Genomic DNA, 16,507 nt, shown 5'->3' on the forward strand with positions numbered 1-16,507 from the left:
GCCGGGAAGCAACTGGGTTCAGACAATTTGGCGCGGGGCGCCTCACTACTGCGGGCTTCCGCCGGCGCGGCCTATCGCGTATTGGCGCGAGAACTCTCCTTTGGCCTTTCCTGGAAAACCATGATTCGTCTCGAAAGCATCAGCAAGCAGAACGGCCGGCAGATCGTCTTCATCGAAGCCTCCGCCGCGTTGCAGAAGGGCGAGAAGGTCGGGCTGGTCGGGCCTAACGGCGCCGGCAAGACAACGCTGTTTCGCATGATCAACGGCGAGGAGCAGCCTGACGAGGGCCAGGTCTCGGTCGATCGCGGCGTCACCATCGGCTATTTCAGCCAGGATGTCGGCGACATGTCCGGCCGCAGCGCCGTTGCCGAAGTGATGGACGGCGCCGGGCCGGTGAGCGAAGTGGCGGCCGAGATGCGTGAGCTCGAGCACGCGATGGGCGACCCCGATCGCGCCGGTGAAATGGACGAGATCATCGCCCGTTACGGCGAGGCACAGCACCGCTTCGAGGAGCTCGACGGTTACGCGCTGGATGGGCGTGCTCGCGAGGTGCTGGACGGCCTTGGCTTCAGCCAGGAGATGATGGACGGCGACGTCGGCAAGCTGTCCGGCGGCTGGAAAATGCGGGTGGCACTGGCCAGGATCCTTTTGATGCGGCCCGACGCCATGCTGCTCGACGAGCCGAGCAACCATCTCGACCTCGAAAGCCTGATCTGGCTGGAGCAGTTCCTGAAGAACTACGACGGCGCGCTGCTGATGACCTCGCATGACCGCGAGTTCATGAACCGCATCGTCAACAAGGTGGTCGAGATCGATGGTGGCTCGCTGACCGCTTACTCGGGGAATTACGAATTCTACCAGCAGCAGCGGGCGATCGCCGACCGGCAGCAGCAGGCGCAGTTCGAGCGCCAGCAGGCGATGCTGGCCAAGGAGATCGCCTTCATCGAGCGCTTCAAGGCGCGTGCCTCGCATGCCGCGCAGGTGCAGAGCCGGGTGAAGAAGCTGGACAAGATCGACCGGGTCGAGCCGCCCAAGCGCCGCCAGAAAGTGTCGTTCGACTTTCAGCCGGCGCCGCGCTGCGGCGAGGACGTGGTGACGCTGAAGAACGTGCACAAGGGCTATGGCAGCCGCTTGATCTACGCGGGATTGGATTTTCAGGTGCGCCGCCGCGAGCGCTGGTGCGTGATGGGCATCAACGGCGCCGGCAAGTCGACGCTGCTGAAGCTGGTCGCTGGCGCTTCCGAGCCGGACAATGGCACGGTGGCGCGCGGGCCCAGCGTCAAGATGGGCTATTTCGCCCAGCACGCCATGGAAGTGCTGGAGGGCGAGTGCACCGTGTTCCAGACACTGGAAGATGCATTTCCGCAGGCCGGCCAGGCGCCGCTCAGGGCGCTGGCCGGCTGCTTCGGCTTTTCCGGCGACGAGATCGAGAAGAAATGCCGCGTGCTGTCGGGCGGCGAGAAGGCGCGGCTGGTGATGGCGCTGATGCTGTTCGATCCGCCCAATTTGCTGGTGCTGGACGAGCCGACTAACCACCTCGACATCGCCACCAAGGAGATGCTGATCACGGCACTGTCGCAGTACGAGGGAACCATGCTGTTCGTCTCGCATGACCGCCATTTCCTGGCGGCGCTGTCGAACCGGGTGCTGGAACTGACGCCCGAGGGCATCCACACCTATGGCGGCGGCTATACCGAATATGTCGAGCGCACCGGGCAGGAGGCGCCGGGGTTGCGGAGCTGAGGCGCGCACCCAGCTCTGCCGCTCGATTCCGGAGGCTAAGCACGAGCTGTTCAGCCGTGTATCGCAATTTCGCGCAGCGGATCGCCGCCGTCGATGAACAGCCGGCCTTGCGCGGTCAACGCCGCGCCGAGCCGCTGCAGGGCGATTTTTCCTGCTTCGGGATGACGCCCGTCCAGCGCGCCGACGCGCACCGCAACGGCAATGTCGAAGTGCTTCTCGTCGGCCTCCAACTCGAAATCCTCGATGGCGACCTGGCGAAGGCTCAGCCGGCCTGCCGCAATCTCGGCGCGCGAAGCGGCCCCGGCCTGCGCGATGGCCTTGGCCGAGCGGTCGATCGCCAGCACGTGCCCGCCGCCGATCCGGCGCGCGATCTCGCGCGCTGCAGCACCCGGCCCGCAGCCGATCTCCAGCACTCGCATGCCCTGCCGCAAGGGCAGCGCATTGACAATCTCCAACAGCCTTGGCGACAAGTCGTTCGCCATACGCTGTTCTCCAGCTTTTTCGCAATCCGAGATTAGCGACCGCGGCCGGCGACGGGAAGGCCGAGAGACGCGGGCATCGCCGATGTGTTCAGCTGGTATGTTCAGTTGGGTGCTGCTTGAGCAGGGGGCATGATCGACATCGAAGAGGTCGACGATCCGGTCTCAGCCGCGGGCGACCGGGCGGACCCCGAGCGGCCCGGCGTCGTTGACCTGAGGGGTAGGGAGGGACTGGCGCCGAGCCTAACCGGTTGGGGGGTAGATGACCGGCCGTTTATGTGTATACGCTCAAGCTAATATGAGCGCAAGCTAATGTTGTGTCTCAGCGCTGTTGGACGATTGTGCCGATCAGTGGCCGGTTGTGGCTTCCTGCCGCGCCCTCCAACCCGGCCAACACCGCTTATTGTCTTCAAGTCCTGGCTCCAATGCTGTACCCCGGCCGAAATTGAAGGAGCCTGCAATGACCTCACATCCCGACATCCCCGACGCCAGCATGGCGGTCGATGCGGCCGGCATGACAGCCGATGACCGGCGCGCTCGCGAAGCGGATGCCGCATGGCGGGACGATGTTCGCGTCGGCGTGCGGCATGTAGGCGATCTGGATTCGCTGCCGCTGTCGCCAGCCGAGCGGGCGGCGGCCGAAGCTGCGGCCACGCGCCACAAGGTTCGCATCCCCAAGGCCTATCTCGACCTGATCGACTGGAACGACCCCGCCGATCCGATACGGCTTCAGGTCATCCCGTCGCCCGACGAGCTGGCAGAGCAGGAGGGCGAGCTCGACGACCCGATCGCCGACCACGCCTTCAGTCCGGTGCCGAGATTGACGCATCGCCATGCCGACCGGGTTCTGCTGTTCCCGACCTATCAATGCGCCGTCTATTGCCGGTTCTGCTTTCGCAAGGAGCAGCTGACCTCGATCGGCCGCGGCTATACGCGCGAAGCTCTCGACGAGGCCTTCGCCTATATCGCGGCCCATCCGCAAATCCGCGAGGTGATCCTGACCGGCGGCGACCCGCTGTCGCTGCCGGACAAGGCGCTGGCGGAAATCCGCGCCCGTCTCGAGGCGATCCAGCACGTGCGGCTGTTGCGCATCCACACTCGCGTACCCGTCGCGCTGCCGTCGCGCGTCACCGGCCGGTTGGTTCAAGCCTTGCAGGGCCGGCTGATGGTCACTGTCGTCACCCATTTCAACCATCCACGCGAAATCACGGAGGCGACCGAGCGGGCCTGCCGTACTTTAAGGCAGGGCGGCTTCGTGCTGCTGAACCAGAGCGTTCTGCTGAAAGGCGTGAACGATACGGTCGAGGTGTTGGAAGAGCTGTGCCGCGAGCTGATGTATCGCCTTGGCGTCAAACCCTATTACCTGCACCACGGCGACCTCGTGCGCGGAATGGCGCACCGGCGCACCACGATCGCCGAGGGCCAGGCGCTGGTCAGCGCCTTGCGTGCGCGCCTGTCCGGCATCTGCAATCCCGTCTACGTGCTGGACCTGCCGGACGGCGGAGGGAAAGTCCCGCTCGGCCAGTCCTATCTCGAGGCGTGCGAAGGGGAGACGTGGCGAATACGTGGGCTTGATGGGGTTGTGAGGGGTTATGGAGAGCTGGTCGGGGAGGAGGGACGCGCAGCCGCCGTCCAAGCCAGCCCACCTTGGTGACCTGACACACAGCCCTTGATCACGGAAGCATGCGTTAACTGCTGTTCTATTTGGTGGTTGCGCAATTGCCAAAATAGTGAAAACGTTGCTCCGGGGTAATGGGTTAGGGGAGTTCGTCCCGGCTGTTGCGAGTTACGGGGCGGCGCAAAAGTCATGAACTTTCCACGGTTCCTGGTGGGGCTGACCACCATATCGTCCATCGTGGCGATCTCGACTTACCTTGCGACGGGTTCAATCTGGAAGACGCTGGCCTGGACGATCTTGACCTTGATCGTCATGCAGGTTGGATATTTCCTGTTCGTCGTCCGGTTGATCTACGGATCCGGGGCGAAAAGCGCGGAGGTAAAGCCGCGGCGTCTGAGGGCAGTGCCGCCGAACCGTCGAGGTCGCGTTCAGCTTATGTAGTAATGTCCCATATAGATATGATGGTCTAGACAGGACATGTTCGGTTCTGGGAATGTGCATTGGACGTTCCGCTAGTTTAGTCAACTAATATATATCGCCCAACTCATATGGTCGTTTTTGAGCTAGCGGGAAAACCTGCCTGCTGCTTGTACGACCGTGCCCAACGCCACATTTTACAACCGGCTGGCAAGCTCCCTTTTTCCCTTTTGTTGATGCCGGCTGTGGATGGCGGCGGTAGAGACGGCCTGAGCAGTCGGCCGAAGCTGCCGATCTCCCCTACAAGGCGAGAGATCGGCGCGTCGTCGGCTTAGCTTTTGGCCGCCGCGAGCTTGTCTTGCGTCTTGGTCTCGAAATCGCTGGCATCATGGCGCTCGTGCAGTTGCATCGAAGGCTCGCCGAAGGTGCGGTTGACCATGCGGCCGCGCTTGACCGCCGGCCGCGCGTCGATGGCGTCGGCCCAACGCTGCACGTTCTTGTACTGCTCCACCTCCAGGAACTCGCCGGAATCGTTATACATGCGGCCCTTGGCCAGCCCGCCGTACCAGGGCCACACCGCAATGTCGGCAATCGTATAGTGGCTGCCGCCTAAATACTCGCTTTCAGCGAGGCGTCGGTCGAGCACGTCCATCTGCCGCTTGGTTTCCATGGCGAAGCGGTCGATGGCATATTCGATCTTCGTTGGCGCATAGACATAGAAATGGCCGAAGCCGCCACCGAGATAGGGTGCCGAGCCCACCTGCCAGAATAGCCATGACAGGGTCTCAGCGCGAGCCGGCTGCTCCGTCGGCAGGAATTCGCCGAATTTTTCGGCGAGGTAGAGCAGGATCGAGCCGGATTCGAAGATGCGGACCGGCTTTTTCCCACTGCGATCCATCATGGCCGGGATCTTCGAGTTCGGGTTGACCTCGACGAAGCCGCTGCCGAACTGGTCGCCGTCGTTGATCCTGATAAGCCAGGCGTCGTATTCGGCGCCGCTGTGGCCGAGCGCCAGAAGTTCCTCCAGCATGATCGTCACCTTGACGCCGTTCGGTGTCGCCAGCGAATAAAGCTGCAGCGGATGCTTGCCGACCGGCAGTTTCTTGTCGTGCGTCGGGCCGGCGATCGGCCGATTGATGCTGGCGAAAGCGCCGCCATTTGCCTTGTTCCAGGTCCAGACTTTCGGCGGCGTGTATTGGTCCGTTGCGTAGTCGTTCATTTGGCAGGCCTTTGGAAGGGTTGGGTTGGGAGGATATCAGATATCAACGTGGGTAGTGGCGGAGGAACTTTGCATAGGGCAGCTTGGGATAGCCGTAGGTACAGATAGGGCTGCCGGCGCTGTTGCAAAACCCGGCGCAAACGGCGCGGCGCCGGTCCACGCCAAAGCCGGCGCCACCTCTTGCGCCTGATCACCTGCGCCATACCTATAGCCCATATCAGCCTGCGAACATTGCCAGGAACCAAAGCATGAATATCGAACCCCTTTTGCGATCCATCGTGGCCGTCCGCGCCACCGTGCCGGAGGACGCCTTCACGGCAAATACACTTGGCACCCGCCGCGAGGGCAGTGGCGTGGTCATCCGCGGCGACGGGCTGGTACTCACCATCGGCTATCTCATCACCGAGGCCGAGGAGGTCTGGCTGGCCGACCAGGACGGGCGCGTGGTTCCCGCCCATGCGCTCGCCTACGACCAGGAGTCGGGCTTCGGCCTGGTGCAGGCGCTGGCGCCGCTCGGGCTGCCCGCCATTGCGCTCGGCGACGCGTCCAGGGCGAAGATCGGCGATCCCGTCGTGCTCTCCGACGGCGTCGGCCGCTCCGTGCGGGCGCGAATCGTCACCAAGCAGGAATTCGCCGGCTATTGGGAATATCTGCTCGACGAGGCGATCTTCACGGCGCCGGCTCACCCTTCATGGGGCGGCGCCGGCCTCATCGGCGCGGATGGCAGGCTGCTCGGCATCGGTTCGCTGCGCCTGCAGATGAGCCGCAACGGCGAGGTCGCCGACATCAACATGGTGGTGCCGATCGATCTTCTGCCGCCCATCCTCGACGATCTGCTGACGCGCGGGCAGGTCGCCAAGCCGCCGCGGCCGTGGCTCGGCGCCTTCTCGGCGGAGAGCGACGGCAAGGTCGTGGTGATGAGCGTCGCCGAGGGCGGTCCAGCCGCCCAGGCGGGCCTTCGCCAAGGCGATGTCATCTCGGATGTCCGCGACACGGCGGTCGATGGGCTTGCCGATTTTTATCGCAAGCTTTGGAACAGCGGCCCGGCGGGCGCCGAGATCCCGCTCCGGGTGCTGCGCGACGGCCGCGAAACCTGGCTGCGCGTCAAGTCCGCCGATCGCAACAGTCTGCTGTGGAAGCCGCCGCTGCAGTGAGGCAACCGAAACCTCTCACTCTCCGCAAGCGCTGAAGCCAGTGCCCGGAGTCCATTCCGCAAATGGGATGACCTTGCCTTCGACCGATACGGTCGCTTGCCTGGTGCTGCCGTCCGCCAACTTCTTGCTGCTTTTGCCCTTGCCGGTCAGCACATTGTAGTCGCAGTCGCCGGCAACATTGTCGTCCATGTAATCCCAATATTCATAGGCAAAACCGGCGACGACGAACGTGCCGTTGCGCCAGGCGAGCGTCAGCGTCTTGTTGGTCCGCTCGCTGCCGATCTCCATCGCCGGAACATAGAGCTTGATCGAGCCGTTGGGGAGCGCAGTGAGTTCGGGCTCGGTGTCGGATCTGGCGGGGCCCGGCCGCTCGTAATCCTTCCATTCGCCGTAAATCTGTTCATGCACGACCCCGGCAGGTCTGAGAAAATTACCGTCGCGGTCCCTGAGGAACAAATGCAGATCCATGGGATGGCCGGGCTCGGTCTCGACGATCATCGCCAGATCGGCGGCACCGTCGCCGTTCCAATCGCCGGTCGCCGCGGTGATGATCTTCTGCGTCTCGATCGGTTCTGCCAGTGCGGCCGCCGGCAGCAGCAGGACCAGACCGAATATTGTCGATCGCATGAAAATCCTCTTCGCCTGGACAGGCCTGAGACGCACGCGCTTCTCAGGAGGCCCGGCTCTGCCGCGTCTCGGAACGGCTCGTCTCGTTGAGCAGCCGGCAGAGCGAAACCGCTTCACGACGGCTCAGGCCGATCAGCGCGATTTCCGAAAATTGCGCCGGCAGATCGTGAACGATGTCCCACACCATCCAACGGCCGTTCGGCTCCATGACACATTCATAGCGCAATAATTGTTCCTGCATCCGACCCCCGGCTTTGCTCACCGGACTGGTACAGCGTCGAGGTAAATGAGTTGTTGCGCGGCGAGAGTATTCCGCGGCTGTCAAAACCAGGCGTTGAATCCCCACAGGGGCGAACCCGACAGGTCACGGCTGACGGTGCCGATACTCTCGACAAGGCGGCAGGGCAGGGACGCTTCCGGCGTGAACGGCGGCCGCCGCCAGAATTGGTTCAGGCGTTGCGGCTCGCCATATGCGCGTCGAGCTTCCTCCTCGAGGGGCCGTAACGCTTGATGATGGTCGCGGCCTCGCTTTGCGGTATGCCGTATTTGCGGGCAAAGGCAGCGACCTCGTAAGGCTCTTCGCCTGAGACCAGTTTGCGATCCTGCTTGGTCTTGGATTTGTCGTCGGCCATGGCGTCCTCCATCACATCTGGTCGTTATAGGGCTCCTTGGTCCGGCCGACCATCCTGGCCAGTTCGGCAAAGGACGGCACGCCGGTTTCGCCCTGGGCATTGTTGGCCGCCTGCAGCAGCCTGAGCGGAAAGCAGACGGCGTCGCGGTTGGATGGCGACATGTCTTCATAGAGACGCTCGTCGCTGGTCATCGCCGCCTCGGCCCGGCGCAACGCCATGTCGACCTCGTCGACCGACAGCAGGCCCTTGTGGACCAGCGCGTTGTTGACGGCCGCGATCGCCATCATCAATCCTTCGAGTTGGAGATTGGCGACGTTCATCGTTTTGCGTCCTCGCCGGGCTTCTTGGCGGTGGCCTTGTGGTCTGGCCGGATCGCTGCGCGCGGCGGGTTCTGGCCCTCCGAATGCCGGGTCTTGTCGTCGAAATCGTCAGCCGGCCTGGTCAATCCCATGCCGCCGGGAGGCGGCTTGTTGCCGGCCGCATCCTGCGAAAATTGGTCGGCCGCGTCGGGGCTCATCTTTGCCGGATATTTCCTCGCTCCGGTCTCGTAGCGGTTCGGGTCGTCGGCCATGTCCTGTGCTCCCGTTGCAATGAGCAGATAACTTTCATGCGGCGGCAGCGGTTCCGTGGCGAAATCGACGTTGCCGGTGCGCAAGCCGTCGCAATCTGTCGGGTTTTCGTGCATCCTTGTGCATGCCAACGATGCTTCGCTCCGACGCGCCGGCAAAATGCTGCTCCTACTGCGGTGGGCGCGACCACGACTACGAGGATTGCCCGAAGCGCAAAAGCGATGCCGAACGGCAGAAGGAGACGCCAGGCAACGCGTACTGCCGCGGCTGCAGGGGAAATCCGCTAGCCAGCCTGAACCACCCCGCCGGTCCGGGGCCGGCCGGCGCGAAGATCCTTCCATGTCGAGAGGATTGCAATGCCGCCGCTATTGTGGGCAAAAGCAGCACGGGCAATCGGGTTGGGGTGGGGTAATGACCGAAACGCAAGGCAATTCAGGCCGTCCGCAGGGCAAGCCGGGGACGGCGTCGGGGTCGATCGGTTCCGGCCTGGTCGCACTCCTCATCGTGGCGCTCGGCATCTTTGCGCTGTTTGGATCCTGGTACACGATCGATCAGGGCGACCGCGGCGTGCTCTTGACCAACGGGGCGCTGAGTTCGGTCGTCGATCCCGGACTGCATTTCAAGCTGCCGTGGTTACAGCGCGTCGAGAAGATCAGCCTGCGCCAGCAGGTGCTCAAATGGGGCTGCGAGAACCAGAACGCTTGCGGCGGCCTGCCGGCCATGCAGGCCTATTCGCGCGACCAGCAGCCGGCCGACATGCGCGTCACCGTCAACTTCCACGTGCCGGCCGCCGAAGTCAGCAACGTCTACACCAATTATGGATCGATCGAGGCACTGGCCGACCGTGTCATTGCCAGGAAAGCACCGCAGGAGATCAAGACCGTGTTCGGCCAGTACGACGCGGTGTCGGTTATCCAGAACCGGGCGAAGTTCAACAAGGACGTTGCCGACGCCATCGCGGCGGTAACCGACGGCCCGGTGATGATAGACAGCGTGCAGGTCGAGAACATCGACTTCTCCGACGCCTACGAGCAGGCGGTCGAAGCCAGGATGACGGCGCAGGTGGAGGTGCAGAAGCAGGAACAGAACCTGCAGCAGGAAAAGATCAAGGCCGATATCGCTGTCACCCAGGCCAAGGGCCGCGCCGACAGCGTCAAGGCCGAAGCCGAGGCCAGCGCCTACAAGACCAGGGTCGAAGGCGATGCGACCGCGGGCGCCATCAAGGCTCGCGCCGCCGCAATCGCCAACAATCCGCTGCTGGTCGAACTGACCAAGGCGGAGAGATGGAACGGCGAATTGCCGAAGTCGATGATCCCGGGTTCGACAGTGCCGTTCCTGGAGCTCAGCACACCTGCCGCAGCATCGAACTGAGGCGCGGCGCCGCGGCGCAAACCAGATCAGGACGGCGGCAAGGTAGCCGTCCCATTGCGGTCACGGCTGAAGCACGGCGCCTCGGGCGCTTGCTTGCGTTCGCCCGAGAAAAGCCGTCAGCAGCTCCATTCCCACCGGCCAGTCGCCGAGCCCGCTGTCGCCATTGATGTGGCCAAGCGGCCCGGCGATATGGAGATCGCTGCCCCAGCGCTCGGATTTCGCCCTGACATAGTCCAGCGAGCCGTAGGGATCGTTGGTGCTGGCGACAATCAGCGACGGAAAGCGAAGCCGTTGTTGCGGCGCGTCGGCGAAGGCCCGGGCGGAGGAGGGGAAGGCCGGCGACGCAGGGTCCGGAACCGCGACCAGCAACGCGCCGCTGATCTCGCGAGGGGAGATCCGTTGCCAGTGTACGACCAGCAGACAGCCGAGGCTATGGGCGACGAGCACCGGCGGTGTCCATGCCTGGCATACAGCGGTTTCCAATGCTGCCACCCAGTCGTCGAAATCCGGCGCGTCCCAACTCGCCGGATTAAACCGCCGCATCGCCGGGTTTGCCTGCTGCCAATGAGTCTGCCAGTGGGCTTTGCCCGATCCGTCGATGCCCGGCACAATGATGAATTCGGTCATGCGAAGCCCTTCTTTCCTGATGCAGCGCGTGCAATTCTAGGTCTTCTCCCCGGCGGCGGAATGAGAGATCATCGGAAAGCGGCAAAGAAATCCGATGGATTAAAGGCGATCATGCGGAACGGCGATTACCGGCCAAGGCTCGATCCCACCGATCTGGCGATCATTGAGATCATGCAGGAGGATGGCCGCATCGGAATCTCCGAGCTTGGCCGCCGCGTCGGACTGTCCCAGCCCGCCACCTCGGAACGGGTGAAGCGGCTGGAGGAGCGCGGCGTCATCACCGGTTACAAGGCGGTGATCAATTCGGCAGCGCTCGGGCTCGGCACCATGGCGGTCATCCGACTGCGCACCACGCACGAGCATATCCAGGTCTGCCTGAAGAAGTTCGCCCAATTGCCGGAGGTGGTCGAGGTGCTGCGAGTGACCGGTGAGGATTGTTTTCTGGTCAAGGTCGTGGTCCCGTCACCGCCCGACCTTGAAAGCATCGTCGACAGCATCGGCCGGTACGGCACGGTGACGACAAATGTGGTTCTGCGCGCCGAGCAACCGAAGCGGCTGGGCCGCGAATTGATGACCAGAGCCTGACCGGTCTATCGCTTGGTCTGTGTATGCCCGACGGCATTGGCGAACGAGATGCCGCCCTTGATCTCGCGCATCGCCATCGAGGTGATCGTGCGCCGCACGCCGGGCAGCCGGCTAAGCTCCTCGCGCAGCATCCTGTCGAGCGCCATCATGTCGACGGTGACGATCTGCAGGAGATAATCGGCCTCGCCAGTCGTGGCGTGGCAGCGGCGGATCAGCGGATGCTGTTTGACCGCCGCCTCGAAGGCGTCCGACAGTTCGAAATCGATCGACACCTGGATGAAGGCTTCGATGCCGAAGCCGAGCTTGGCCGGGTCGATCCGGGTCGAGTAGCCGCGGATGACGCCGGCATCCTCCAGCGCCTTGACCCGCTTCCAGCACGGCGTCTTGCTCAGGCCGACCTCGTCGGCGAGCGCGGCAAAGGAGGTGCGGGCATCGCGTTCGAGCGCCGCGACGATCTTCCGGTCGACCGCATCCAGCATCATTCGTTCTTTCTGTCTGCTTCAGAAGCAGCTTTCGTCCTTCATTTCTCGCCAATCGAATAACAGAAAGGGACAATGTTCGGCAAGAAAGCGATTAGACTCGGGGGCTGGGATCCAACAAACGCCTGCGGCCCAACGGCCGCGGCAAGGAGCATGGCCATGGACAAGCAGGACTATTATGCCCGCATCGAAACGCCTGAGATGCGCGACTATGGCGTCTACCTCAAATGCGACAGGCTGCTGGCCTGCCAGAAGCCGCTGGCCGAGATGGTCAATGCCGACGAGCTGCAGTTCCAGATCGTGCATCAGGTCGAGGAGCTGTGGATGAAGCTCATCGCCTATACGCTGGTCGATGTCGTCGATTTCCTGGAAAAGCAGGACACGCATCGCATCGTCACGCTGATGGGGCGCGTGCACCGGCTGATGCGGCTAATGACGGCGCAGCTCGACCTGCTCGAAACCATGTCGCCCAAGGAATACCAGCAGATCCGGCTGCAGCTCGGCAATGGCAGCGGTCAGGAATCGCCGGGTTTCAAGCAGCTGTTGCGTCTGCCGCCGGATCTGTGGCGGGCCTTCAAGGCGTCATACCTCGACGGCCGCGGCCTCTCGGTCGAGGATGTCTACGATACCGGCTACGATCACGGCGACAGCTATGTCGTTGCCGAAGCGCTGGTCGAGTTCGACGAGCTGTTCCAGAAATTCCGCGCCAACCACCTCTATCTCATCCACCGCACGATCGGCCTCGGCGCGAAATCGCTGAAGGGCAGGCCGGTCGAATTGCTGGAGGCCGGCGCCCGCCACCGCTTCTTCCCGGAACTCTGGGACATACGCTGGGCGATGACCGACCGCTGGGGCAGCCAGTATGGAACGGTACGGGAGCCGATCAGCAAGCCGGGGGTGAACTTAGGGTAGTTCCAGGCTCGGGTTCCTCGCCTCGCGGCGGAGAGAGGGCCGCGAAGCGGCCGGAGAGGGGCCTTTCTTTGCCGGCGCAGTCCCCTCTCCGTCGCGGCTTCGCCGCGCCACCTCTCTCCCATGAATGGGGCGAGGAAACCTGGTCTTGCGAGGCCTTCTCCCCGCGCACTTGTCTCCTGCAGGTTTTTCGGGGGATGATGTCGGGCTTGCGGCTGGTGGTGCGTCCTTGGGGCACAACCATCGTAACTCTTGGGAGGACGTCGTGACCTTGGAAACCGCTCAATCAACCGTCCAGTCGCCGTGGCAGACCGCGGCAATCCTCATCGCCCGCCTGATCTTCGCAGCCGTCTTCCTGATGGCCGTGATCTTCAAATTCGTCGATATCGGCGCCACCGCCGGCTATATCGCGGCGGCCGGGTTTCCATTCCCGCTCTTCCTGGCCTGGTGCGCAGCCCTGCTTGAGGTCGTCCTCGTTCTATGCTTCCTGACTGGCGCCTTCTTCTCATGGGCAGCACTCGTCGCCGGCGCCTATGTGCTGTTCCTGGGCTTCGCCTTCCACGGGCCGTCGCACTGGGCCGGCAACCAGGCGGAGTTCGGCTTCTTCGTCGATCACTTCACCTTCCTGGCCGGGCTGCTGTTTGCCGCCGTGCACGGGCCGGGCCGCGTCCTGGCGCTGAGGCTTGGCAGGGGGTGATGCCGGAATTTCGGATCCGGCGTCTCGATCCGCACCAGCATCGTCGTGACGATCGAGGACGGCCGGATACCGTCATTCAAGCCATCGCAGGTCGATTGAAATAAAGGCGAGAGCTAAAGTAAAAACGTTCGAGGTTTATGCTTTTGTAGATGTGCCTGCATTCCCTCTGTACTTCCAACATTCGGCGGGTAAGCAAGACGCGGGTCTTGAGGGAATTCATGAACATCGCCACGCGTTTTGCTGCCGCCATGATCGGCGCGTCACTGCTTGCCGGCTGCACCACGTTGACCGAGGGCGAATTCAACACGATGCATACCGCGCTTGAAGGCAGCCCTGTCACCAAGCGCGTGGCGATCAACGAATGCATTGCACGCGAGAGGTCCACGCCGCTCAACGAAAGAAAGACTTACGCAGCAATCATGAATGTCAGCGTCGCAAGATACGACAGCGCCTTTTGTAACCGGCTCTTTAATGCCCTTGCAAATGGCAGGCTGACTTACTCGGACTACCGCAGGCTTTCCTCGCCGGGGGCCGACAGCAGCAAGTTGATCAAGATCCTGCAGGGCCGCTAGCCGTCGCCAGCAGTCTTGCCGCCCCGCCGCAGCAAGCCGTTGTCGCTGCGTCAGTCATGATCGCCGCGTCACATCTGGTCGTTGTAAGGTTCCTTGATCTGACCGACCATGCGCGCCAGTTTTGAGAAGGACGGCATGTCCGTCTCCGGCTGACACTGATTGGCCAATTCCAGCAGTCGAATCGGGAAGTTGACTGCGTCGCGGCTCGACGCCGACATGCCCTCGGACCTTTCCTCGTTGGTCTCGCTGGCTTCGGCCTTGCGCAAGGCGATGTCTATGTCCTCGACGGAGAGCACGCCCTTGCGGACCAGGACCTGATTGATCGATGCGATGGCCATAAGCAGGCCTTCGAGTTGCAGATTGGCGACGTTCGTGATTTTTGCTCCCATTGGCTAAGGGTCAAACGCGCGAATGCCTGTTCTGATCCGGACGGTGGCGTCTCGCCGGACATTCCAGTGTGCTTCGCCATCGGCTACTCTGCGTTTTTTCGCGTCTCAGGTGAATTTTGTTCTTGCTTTGTGCCGGCAGCTATGCTACTAATTTGGGTATGGTGCTAATTGGCTCCAACGACCCGCCTCCCGAGGCGGGTTTTTTGTTTCAGGCTTCTTTTTCGATCGGACGTTACGTGAGCTGGCTATGAAGTCGGCGGGACAGCGCCCCTCTGTCCTGCCGGACATCTCCCCCTCTAGTGGGGAGATTGGCTGTCATTGCCGCTTTCGCCAATTTTGTAGGTGCAAAAAGGCGCTGCCGCCAAAGCTGCCGATCTCCCCCCTCGTGGGGGAGATGTCCGGCAGGACAGAGGGGGGCGCGAAGGAACGCAAGCTTGCCGGCTGACAGCCGAGGCACCGAGGGAAATTCGCATTTTTCTGCCGCCGCGCCACATTTTGTTCTTGCTTTGTGCCGGCAGCTATGCTACTAATCTGGGTATGGTGCTAATTGGCTCCAACGACCCGCCCGCCGAGGCGGTTTTTTTGTTTCAGGCTTCATTTTTGGACCAAACGCTACGTGAACTGCCGGCTGTTAAGTCGGCGGGCGCGAAGGAACGCGGCTCTGGCGATCGTCGGAACTGCAAGTCTCACCAATCGTAAATTTTCCAACGCGCCACTGAGCGCCCATCTCCAGAGAACATCCCCATGTCCAACCGTTACGCCACCATCATCATCGACGATGACGGCCGAGAGGTCGTCAGCGCTATTGGCGAGTTCGCCGGCGCCGCACCCTATGCACGCCATGGCCGCTTCGAGCAGGTTGTCGTCGGCGTGCGGATCGGCATGGTGCGCGGCGGCCCCGGCGACGCGGTCGGCGGTTTCGGCTTCCCGTTGGGAGCACTCGACGGCAAGGCGGCGGCAATTCTAAGGGCAAGGCTGAATGCGTTGCCCGACGCCAGTACATTGGGGCCTGGCACGACGACCGATGCGAAATCGGCAAGCCAGCCGCCGAAGCCGAAGTCGGCGCGCGCCGCCAAGAAAGCGAAGCCGCGCAAGCGCATCGTGCGGCCAGGCAACAAGAAGCCGGCGATCTCCGCCGGGACGGCGGAGTAGGGCATGGCCAAAGCTCCTTCCGCCGGCGATCCGCAGCCGCACGATCAAGCACCCGGCAAGCAGACCAGGCGGGCGAAGAAGACGCTGGCCGACGGCTTTCTCGAAGCGATCCGCGCCGATTTCCGCGCCCATGGCGCCGGCGTCATCGCCGAGGTGCGCGCCGAAAAGCCCGACCAGTATCTGAAGCTCGTGCTGTCGGTGCTGCCCAAGGATCTTAGTGTCAACATCAACAATCTGGATGCATTGAGCGATGACGAAATCAGGCAGCGCATCCGCGGCCTCGAAGCCGTCCTTAGGCCGTTCCTCGAGAAGCCGGGCCTCGAAAAAGGCCTCGCACAGCCGGGCGGCAAGGAAGGAATATCTCAGCCTGCTGGCGGAGCTGGACCGGAGGCGCCGCACTAACCAGCTTGCCGCCTATCGGCCCTATCCCCGACAGGCCGAATTCCACGCCGCCGGCGCGACCAATCGCGAACGCCTGTTCATGGCCGGCAACCAGCTCGGCAAGACCAGGGCCGGCGGCGCCGAGTGGGCGATGCACCTCACCGGCCGCTATCCCGACTGGTGGCAAGGCAAGGTTTTCGATTGTCCGGTTCGGATGTGGGCGGCCGGCGTCACCGGCGAAAGCACGCGCGACAACCCGCAGCGCATCCTGATCGGCCCGCCGCAGCAGCAGGCGGCGTGGGGCACCGGTATGATCCCGGCCGACGCGATCCTCAGCACGATGGCGGGGCGGGCGCCGGGCGCGCTCGACAGCGTCGTGGTGGCCTGGGGCGGCGGTGGCGACGTGCAGGCCGGCGAATCCGTGCTGTCGTTCAAGAGTTACGAGAAGGGCCGCGAGAAGTGGCAGGGCGAGACGCTGCACGGCGTCTGGTTCGACGAGGAGCGGCCGCTCGACATCTATTCCGAAGGGCTGACCCGCACCAACGCCACCGGCGGCATCACCATCGTCACCTTCACGCCGCTGCTCGGCATGTCGGACGTGGTGCTGCTGTTTTTGTCCGCGGAGCAGGTGGGAGGGATGGGGAGGGGATGACAGGGCTGCGAAATCGCGCAACTCGCGTTCCTTCGCGCCCCCCTCTGTCCTGCCGGACATCTCCCCCTCTAGTGGGGAGATTGGATGTCGCATTGGCTTTCGCCAATCTCCAATGCTTGCGGATAAGCGAGACGCTGAAGCTGCCATCTCCCCCCTGTTTGGACCGGGGACATCGCGAACAGCTGTGCGAGGACATCGCGAACAGTTTGCCATCCTATCGTTGGCTTGCATTGAG

The 16,507-nt window shown here is 63.1% G+C and carries 22 protein-coding genes; 12 read left to right on the forward strand and 10 right to left on the reverse strand.

Annotation, left to right across the window (positions count from 1 at the left end):
• Positions 1-120 precede the first annotated feature (120 nt).
• Positions 121-1,743 carry an ABC-F family ATP-binding cassette domain-containing protein gene (locus tag NKI63_RS24755; protein WP_352691415.1) on the forward strand — a complete coding sequence of 541 codons (1,623 nt, stop codon included), beginning with the start codon at positions 121-123 and terminating at the stop codon, positions 1,741-1,743.
• Between the two features lie 50 nt (positions 1,744-1,793).
• Here the strand turns inward: NKI63_RS24755 and NKI63_RS24760 are convergent, their stop codons facing one another.
• Positions 1,794-2,225 (reverse strand): SAM-dependent methyltransferase, encoded by a 432-nt coding sequence (locus NKI63_RS24760; protein ID WP_352691413.1) that lies wholly within the window; start codon positions 2,223-2,225, stop codon positions 1,794-1,796.
• A gap of 457 nt (positions 2,226-2,682) precedes the next feature.
• Here NKI63_RS24760 and NKI63_RS24765 point away from each other — a divergent pair, with 457 nt between their 5' ends.
• Entirely contained in the window at positions 2,683-3,876 is a 1,194-nt protein-coding gene (locus NKI63_RS24765) for a KamA family radical SAM protein (RefSeq protein WP_502896256.1), read from the forward strand.
• Between the two features lie 153 nt (positions 3,877-4,029).
• Positions 4,030-4,281: an exopolysaccharide production repressor protein gene (locus tag NKI63_RS24770; protein ID WP_302896853.1), complete on the forward strand. Its 252-nt coding sequence runs from the start codon at positions 4,030-4,032 to the stop codon at positions 4,279-4,281.
• A 307-nt stretch (positions 4,282-4,588) separates the two neighbouring features.
• Here the strand turns inward: NKI63_RS24770 and yghU are convergent, their stop codons facing one another.
• Positions 4,589-5,476, reverse strand: a complete 888-nt coding sequence (gene yghU, locus NKI63_RS24775) for a glutathione-dependent disulfide-bond oxidoreductase (protein WP_352691410.1) — start codon at positions 5,474-5,476, stop codon at positions 4,589-4,591.
• Positions 5,477-5,724: 248 nt separating this feature from the next.
• On the opposite strand from yghU, the gene NKI63_RS24780 reads away from it, so the two are divergent.
• Positions 5,725-6,630, forward strand: coding sequence for a S1C family serine protease (locus NKI63_RS24780; protein ID WP_254819635.1), 906 nt, complete (start codon positions 5,725-5,727; stop codon positions 6,628-6,630).
• A gap of 15 nt (positions 6,631-6,645) precedes the next feature.
• On the opposite strand, the gene NKI63_RS24785 is transcribed toward NKI63_RS24780, so the two are convergent.
• The 5 genes from NKI63_RS24785 to NKI63_RS24805 all read right to left on the reverse strand — a co-directional run bounded on the left by NKI63_RS24785 (position 6,646) and on the right by NKI63_RS24805 (position 8,574).
• A complete protein-coding gene (locus NKI63_RS24785) occupies positions 6,646-7,257 on the reverse strand; it encodes a hypothetical protein (RefSeq protein ID WP_352752593.1) in 612 nt (203 codons plus the stop codon).
• 43 nt (positions 7,258-7,300) lie between these two features.
• Positions 7,301-7,498: a hypothetical protein gene (locus NKI63_RS24790; protein ID WP_031211486.1), complete on the reverse strand. Its 198-nt coding sequence runs from the start codon at positions 7,496-7,498 to the stop codon at positions 7,301-7,303.
• Positions 7,499-7,706: 208 nt separating this feature from the next.
• Positions 7,707-7,889: a DUF3606 domain-containing protein gene (locus NKI63_RS24795; RefSeq protein ID WP_023675702.1), complete on the reverse strand. Its 183-nt coding sequence runs from the start codon at positions 7,887-7,889 to the stop codon at positions 7,707-7,709.
• Between the two features lie 11 nt (positions 7,890-7,900).
• Complete coding sequence (locus NKI63_RS24800; protein ID WP_023675703.1) at positions 7,901-8,209, reverse strand: hypothetical protein; 309 nt, start codon at positions 8,207-8,209, stop codon at positions 7,901-7,903.
• Positions 8,206-8,574, reverse strand: a complete 369-nt coding sequence (locus NKI63_RS24805; protein ID WP_352507780.1) for a hypothetical protein — start codon at positions 8,572-8,574, stop codon at positions 8,206-8,208. The genes NKI63_RS24800 and NKI63_RS24805 overlap by 4 nt, the downstream gene beginning before the upstream one ends.
• 295 nt (positions 8,575-8,869) lie before the next feature.
• On the opposite strand from NKI63_RS24805, the gene NKI63_RS24810 reads away from it, so the two are divergent.
• A complete protein-coding gene (locus NKI63_RS24810) occupies positions 8,870-9,829 on the forward strand; it encodes a prohibitin family protein (protein ID WP_352740083.1) in 960 nt (319 codons plus the stop codon).
• Between the two features lie 60 nt (positions 9,830-9,889).
• On the opposite strand, the gene NKI63_RS24815 is transcribed toward NKI63_RS24810, so the two are convergent.
• Entirely contained in the window at positions 9,890-10,456 is a 567-nt protein-coding gene (locus NKI63_RS24815) for an RBBP9/YdeN family alpha/beta hydrolase (RefSeq protein ID WP_352705247.1), read from the reverse strand.
• Positions 10,457-10,567: 111 nt separating this feature from the next.
• Here NKI63_RS24815 and NKI63_RS24820 point away from each other — a divergent pair, with 111 nt between their 5' ends.
• The gene (locus NKI63_RS24820; protein ID WP_352752591.1) at positions 10,568-11,041 is read left to right on the forward strand and encodes an Lrp/AsnC family transcriptional regulator; all 474 of its coding nucleotides are present in this window, start codon (positions 10,568-10,570) and stop codon (positions 11,039-11,041) included.
• A gap of 5 nt (positions 11,042-11,046) precedes the next feature.
• On the opposite strand, the gene NKI63_RS24825 is transcribed toward NKI63_RS24820, so the two are convergent.
• A complete protein-coding gene (locus NKI63_RS24825) occupies positions 11,047-11,523 on the reverse strand; it encodes an Lrp/AsnC family transcriptional regulator (protein ID WP_254819628.1) in 477 nt (158 codons plus the stop codon).
• A gap of 156 nt (positions 11,524-11,679) precedes the next feature.
• On the opposite strand from NKI63_RS24825, the gene NKI63_RS24830 reads away from it, so the two are divergent.
• The 3 genes from NKI63_RS24830 (at position 11,680) to NKI63_RS24840 (ending at position 13,698) form a co-directional block, all read left to right on the forward strand.
• The gene (locus tag NKI63_RS24830) at positions 11,680-12,432 is read left to right on the forward strand and encodes a tryptophan 2,3-dioxygenase family protein (RefSeq protein WP_352752589.1); all 753 of its coding nucleotides are present in this window, start codon (positions 11,680-11,682) and stop codon (positions 12,430-12,432) included.
• Positions 12,433-12,694: 262 nt separating this feature from the next.
• Entirely contained in the window at positions 12,695-13,126 is a 432-nt protein-coding gene (locus NKI63_RS24835; protein WP_254819626.1) for a DoxX family protein, read from the forward strand.
• 218 nt (positions 13,127-13,344) lie between these two features.
• Positions 13,345-13,698, forward strand: coding sequence for a hypothetical protein (locus NKI63_RS24840; protein ID WP_352752588.1), 354 nt, complete (start codon positions 13,345-13,347; stop codon positions 13,696-13,698).
• A 68-nt stretch (positions 13,699-13,766) separates the two neighbouring features.
• Here NKI63_RS24840 and NKI63_RS24845 read toward each other — a convergent pair whose 3' ends face one another.
• Positions 13,767-14,087, reverse strand: coding sequence for a hypothetical protein (locus NKI63_RS24845; protein WP_352752586.1), 321 nt, complete (start codon positions 14,085-14,087; stop codon positions 13,767-13,769).
• A 744-nt stretch (positions 14,088-14,831) separates the two neighbouring features.
• Between NKI63_RS24845 and NKI63_RS24850 the strand changes: the two genes are divergently transcribed.
• From NKI63_RS24850 to NKI63_RS24860, 3 genes are all read left to right on the forward strand, one after another.
• Positions 14,832-15,239 (forward strand): hypothetical protein, encoded by a 408-nt coding sequence (locus NKI63_RS24850; protein WP_352752585.1) that lies wholly within the window; start codon positions 14,832-14,834, stop codon positions 15,237-15,239.
• 3 nt (positions 15,240-15,242) lie between these two features.
• Entirely contained in the window at positions 15,243-15,641 is a 399-nt protein-coding gene (locus NKI63_RS24855; RefSeq protein ID WP_254819622.1) for a hypothetical protein, read from the forward strand.
• Between the two features lie 79 nt (positions 15,642-15,720).
• The gene (locus NKI63_RS24860) at positions 15,721-16,272 is read left to right on the forward strand and encodes a terminase large subunit domain-containing protein (protein ID WP_352823723.1); all 552 of its coding nucleotides are present in this window, start codon (positions 15,721-15,723) and stop codon (positions 16,270-16,272) included.
• Positions 16,273-16,507: the final 235 nt, after the last annotated feature.

The sequence above is a fragment of the Mesorhizobium sp. M0410 genome, from assembly GCF_040321435.1.
Lineage (GTDB): Bacteria > Pseudomonadota > Alphaproteobacteria > Rhizobiales > Rhizobiaceae > Mesorhizobium.

Excerpts from the sequence above, each read along its gene's own strand:
- NKI63_RS24755 (WP_352691415.1), top strand. The coding sequence starts at position 121 with ATGATTCGTCTCGAAAGCATCAGCAAGCAGAACGGCCGGCAGATCGTC.
- NKI63_RS24760 (WP_352691413.1), bottom strand. The coding sequence starts at position 2,225 with ATGGCGAACGACTTGTCGCCAAGGCTGTTGGAGATTGTCAATGCGCTG.
- NKI63_RS24765 (WP_502896256.1), top strand. The coding sequence starts at position 2,683 with ATGACCTCACATCCCGACATCCCCGACGCCAGCATGGCGGTCGATGCG.
- NKI63_RS24770 (WP_302896853.1), top strand. The coding sequence starts at position 4,030 with ATGAACTTTCCACGGTTCCTGGTGGGGCTGACCACCATATCGTCCATC.
- yghU (WP_352691410.1), bottom strand. The coding sequence starts at position 5,476 with ATGAACGACTACGCAACGGACCAATACACGCCGCCGAAAGTCTGGACC.
- NKI63_RS24780 (WP_254819635.1), top strand. The coding sequence starts at position 5,725 with ATGAATATCGAACCCCTTTTGCGATCCATCGTGGCCGTCCGCGCCACC.
- NKI63_RS24785 (WP_352752593.1), bottom strand. The coding sequence starts at position 7,257 with ATGCGATCGACAATATTCGGTCTGGTCCTGCTGCTGCCGGCGGCCGCA.
- NKI63_RS24790 (WP_031211486.1), bottom strand. The coding sequence starts at position 7,498 with ATGCAGGAACAATTATTGCGCTATGAATGTGTCATGGAGCCGAACGGC.
- NKI63_RS24795 (WP_023675702.1), bottom strand. The coding sequence starts at position 7,889 with ATGGCCGACGACAAATCCAAGACCAAGCAGGATCGCAAACTGGTCTCA.
- NKI63_RS24800 (WP_023675703.1), bottom strand. The coding sequence starts at position 8,209 with ATGAACGTCGCCAATCTCCAACTCGAAGGATTGATGATGGCGATCGCG.
- NKI63_RS24805 (WP_352507780.1), bottom strand. The coding sequence starts at position 8,574 with ATGCACGAAAACCCGACAGATTGCGACGGCTTGCGCACCGGCAACGTC.
- NKI63_RS24810 (WP_352740083.1), top strand. The coding sequence starts at position 8,870 with ATGACCGAAACGCAAGGCAATTCAGGCCGTCCGCAGGGCAAGCCGGGG.
- NKI63_RS24815 (WP_352705247.1), bottom strand. The coding sequence starts at position 10,456 with ATGACCGAATTCATCATTGTGCCGGGCATCGACGGATCGGGCAAAGCC.
- NKI63_RS24820 (WP_352752591.1), top strand. The coding sequence starts at position 10,568 with ATGCGGAACGGCGATTACCGGCCAAGGCTCGATCCCACCGATCTGGCG.
- NKI63_RS24825 (WP_254819628.1), bottom strand. The coding sequence starts at position 11,523 with ATGATGCTGGATGCGGTCGACCGGAAGATCGTCGCGGCGCTCGAACGC.
- NKI63_RS24830 (WP_352752589.1), top strand. The coding sequence starts at position 11,680 with ATGGACAAGCAGGACTATTATGCCCGCATCGAAACGCCTGAGATGCGC.
- NKI63_RS24840 (WP_352752588.1), top strand. The coding sequence starts at position 13,345 with ATGAACATCGCCACGCGTTTTGCTGCCGCCATGATCGGCGCGTCACTG.
- NKI63_RS24845 (WP_352752586.1), bottom strand. The coding sequence starts at position 14,087 with ATGGGAGCAAAAATCACGAACGTCGCCAATCTGCAACTCGAAGGCCTG.
- NKI63_RS24850 (WP_352752585.1), top strand. The coding sequence starts at position 14,832 with ATGTCCAACCGTTACGCCACCATCATCATCGACGATGACGGCCGAGAG.
- NKI63_RS24855 (WP_254819622.1), top strand. The coding sequence starts at position 15,243 with ATGGCCAAAGCTCCTTCCGCCGGCGATCCGCAGCCGCACGATCAAGCA.
- NKI63_RS24860 (WP_352823723.1), top strand. The coding sequence starts at position 15,721 with ATGGCCGGCAACCAGCTCGGCAAGACCAGGGCCGGCGGCGCCGAGTGG.